General features: G+C 60.4%; 3 protein-coding genes. All 3 read right to left on the bottom strand.

The window, feature by feature from the left end; genetic code table 11:
- Positions 1–76 precede the first annotated feature (76 nt).
- Genes Q666_RS52205 through Q666_RS52195 form a run of 3 tightly spaced genes read right to left on the bottom strand, consistent with a single transcriptional unit; the run spans position 77 to position 2,528 of the window.
- Entirely contained in the window at positions 77–1,681 is a 1,605-nt protein-coding gene (locus Q666_RS52205; protein WP_023000161.1) for an IS66 family transposase, read from the bottom strand.
- Positions 1,682–1,735: 54 nt separating this feature from the next.
- On the bottom strand, positions 1,736–2,089 hold the full coding sequence (gene tnpB / locus Q666_RS52200; protein WP_023000160.1) for an IS66 family insertion sequence element accessory protein TnpB: 354 nt from the start codon (positions 2,087–2,089) through the stop codon (positions 1,736–1,738).
- The gene (locus Q666_RS52195; protein ID WP_023000159.1) at positions 2,070–2,528 is read right to left on the bottom strand and encodes a transposase; all 459 of its coding nucleotides are present in this window, start codon (positions 2,526–2,528) and stop codon (positions 2,070–2,072) included. Before Q666_RS52195 ends, tnpB begins: the two co-directional genes overlap by 20 nt.
- Positions 2,529–2,611: the final 83 nt, after the last annotated feature.

The raw sequence follows: 2,611 nt of genomic DNA, 5'->3' as shown, positions 1-2,611 counted from the left end.
GTAAGCGCTCATTTCCCTGCACGTTGACGCCGGCGATTTGGCGGGACGTGTTCGAATGGGAGAGCGTCCGGTTCGATCAGGTGATGGTTGTTTTTGGGAAGTTGAAGGGCAGCAGATCGTTGATGTCGGCGTCGCCGGCGCGCTGCGGTAATTCGGTGAGGACATGGCGCAACCAGGCTAACGGCTCGACGCCACAAGCCCGGCAGGTCAACATCAGGCTGTAGACGACGGCGCTGGCCCTGGCTCCCTCGACGGTGTCGCTGAACAGCCAACTCTTCCTGCCGGTGGCAAAGATTCTGATATCGCGCTCGAGAAGGTTGTTGTCTATCGGCATCCTGCCGTCCTCGGTGTAACGCGTCAGATATTCCCATTGGTTCAGGGTATAGGAGACGGCATCGCCGAGCTTGCTGTCCGGCAAGACCTTCGGGGCGATCGCGTCGAGCCATTCCTTGAGGGCATTCAGGACGGGAACGCTGTGCTGCTGACGAAAGCGGCGAATGCAGTGATCTCGCGTTTCACCCTTGTCCGGCTTTTCGTTTCGCGCCTGGCCTTCAACCCGGTAGAGCTGCTCGAAGAACTTGAGCGCCTGCTCCGGCGGCCCGCCGGGCTTGTTTCTCGTCTTGAGGGCATTGACAAAACGCCGTCTTGAATGGGCCATGCATCCAAGGTGGGTGGCGCCTTCCAGCGTGCGCCAGGCGGAATAGCCGTCGCTCATCAACAGGCCGCGATAGTCGCCGAGAAATGCCTGCGGGTAGATCTGGCCGCGGCCCGGCTGATAGTCGAGCAGCACGATCGGCTCGTCGCTGTCCTCGCCGCTCCGGTAAGCCCACATATACGATGTGCTGGTGGCTTGCTTGTCCTTTTCCTTCAGCACCTGGACTGTCGTCTCATCGCCATGGATGAGGGGCTGTGATCTGAGCCGCAGCTTCAGCGCGTCATAGATGCGGGACAGGTGCTTTTCGCTCGAGCCGATCACCCAGTGCCCCAGAGCACCACGGCTGACAGGAACGCCGGCGCGCTCGAATGTCTGCGCCAGGCGGTAGAGCGGCGTGCCGTCGACATATTTGTGAACCAGGGCGAAGGCCAGCGTCGAGGCCGTGGCGATACTGCCCGGCAAGGGCTGCGCCGGCATCGGCGCGGCCACGACAGGCGTGTTGATGCCGGTACGGTCGCAATGACGGCAAGCATATTTGAACCGAACATTCTGCAAGACCTTCGCCTTCACCTCGATATGAAGCTGCTCGGTAACGGTCTCGCCCATGCGATGCATCCGGCCATGACAGCACGGGCAGGCCTTCTGATCGTCGGGAAGGTCATATTCGACGCGCTCGCGCGGCAGGTTTTCCGGCAGCGGCTTGCGGCCCCGTTTCTTGGCCGCAGGTTTGTCCGCAGGCGGCAATCCGGTGTCCGGCAGATCAACACCGGCACCATCTTCGCCGCCATCATCGTTCCTGGCCTCATCCTCGGCTGCAACCTGCTCGGCTTCATTGAAGAGGCGATCAGCACGTTTTTCGCTGCGCGGCGCAAACCGATGCAGCCGCGCAAGCGCAAGCTCTTCCTCGAGTTTGACGACGCGCTGCGAGAGCGCTTCTTTCTCCGCTTTCAACGCGGCGATTTCGGCGGCATTGGCGGCCAACTGCGCCATCAGTTCTTCAACAGTCGGTTTGCCGGTTCGAGTCATCGGATTCTTGAATCTGAACCGTCCAGCCGCGTCAACCGCGGAATGCGAGAGCCTTCAACCAGCGACCTGGTAGTGCCGCACAGGATGGCGAACCATTGCATCGATATCGATGCCGTCGAGAATCCAGTGCAATTGCTCGCTCGTCAGCCGCACCACCGTATCCTCGCGCCGGGGCCAGCGGAACTTGTCCTCGCTCAGCTGCTTCAGGACCAGCACAAAGCCCGACCGGTCAAAGAACAACAGCTTCATCCGGTCGCGGCGGCGATTACAGAATGCAAACACCCCAGAGGCAAAGGGATCCAGTCCCATCGTCTCCTGAACCCGCACCGCAAGGCTGTTGATCCCGGCCCTGAAGTCGATCGGCTCGCGGTGCAGGTAGACCTGAACGTCAGCGGCCAGTCTGAACATCGCACAAGGCTCCGATTATCGCCGACAACGCATTCGCATCATCAAATTCAAACGTCAGCTTCACTCCGTTCGGCAGGGACGCGCTCACCTTGGCTGGAGAGGGCAATGACCCCGTTCTCTCCAATTTCGCCAACCGCTGCTCACCAAGCGTGGGAGGCACTTCCATCATCGGCCTGCTTGGCATCGGCGGATTGCTATCCACGGCCAAAACCGGGACAAACGCCGGCGTCGAAGATGACGGCACAGTCTCGGTCTCCTGGGCTGCCTTGACCCATTTCCTCAGCAGGTTTGCATTGATCCCGTGTTCAAGCGCTAGCCGCGATACCGACACGCCGGGCTTATGGCAGGCTGCAACAAGACGCGCTTTCGACGCCGGATCGTACCAACGCCGTCCGTCACGACCCACCAGCCTCACATTCAGCTTCTGATCTTCTTCCATGAATTGGTGTCCACCTACCTTTGGTGGACACCTCATGCATCACAGCACTCAATGCCAAAAGGTGCCGAGAAATTCGCGCTTAC

This window comes from Labrenzia sp. C1B70 (assembly GCF_000475395.1).
Taxonomy (GTDB): Bacteria; Pseudomonadota; Alphaproteobacteria; order Rhizobiales; family Stappiaceae; genus Roseibium; species Roseibium algicola.
The sequence above is the reverse complement of the archived record's forward strand: the minus strand, read 5'-3'. Positions and strand labels throughout refer to the sequence as shown.

What these genes read in the sequence shown, in the direction of transcription:
- Q666_RS52205 (WP_023000161.1), bottom strand. Translation starts at nt 1,681, where the DNA reads ATGACTCGAACCGGCAAACCGACTGTTGAAGAACTGATGGCGCAGTTG.
- tnpB (WP_023000160.1), bottom strand. Translation starts at nt 2,089, where the DNA reads ATGTTCAGACTGGCCGCTGACGTTCAGGTCTACCTGCACCGCGAGCCG.
- Q666_RS52195 (WP_023000159.1), bottom strand. Translation starts at nt 2,528, where the DNA reads ATGGAAGAAGATCAGAAGCTGAATGTGAGGCTGGTGGGTCGTGACGGA.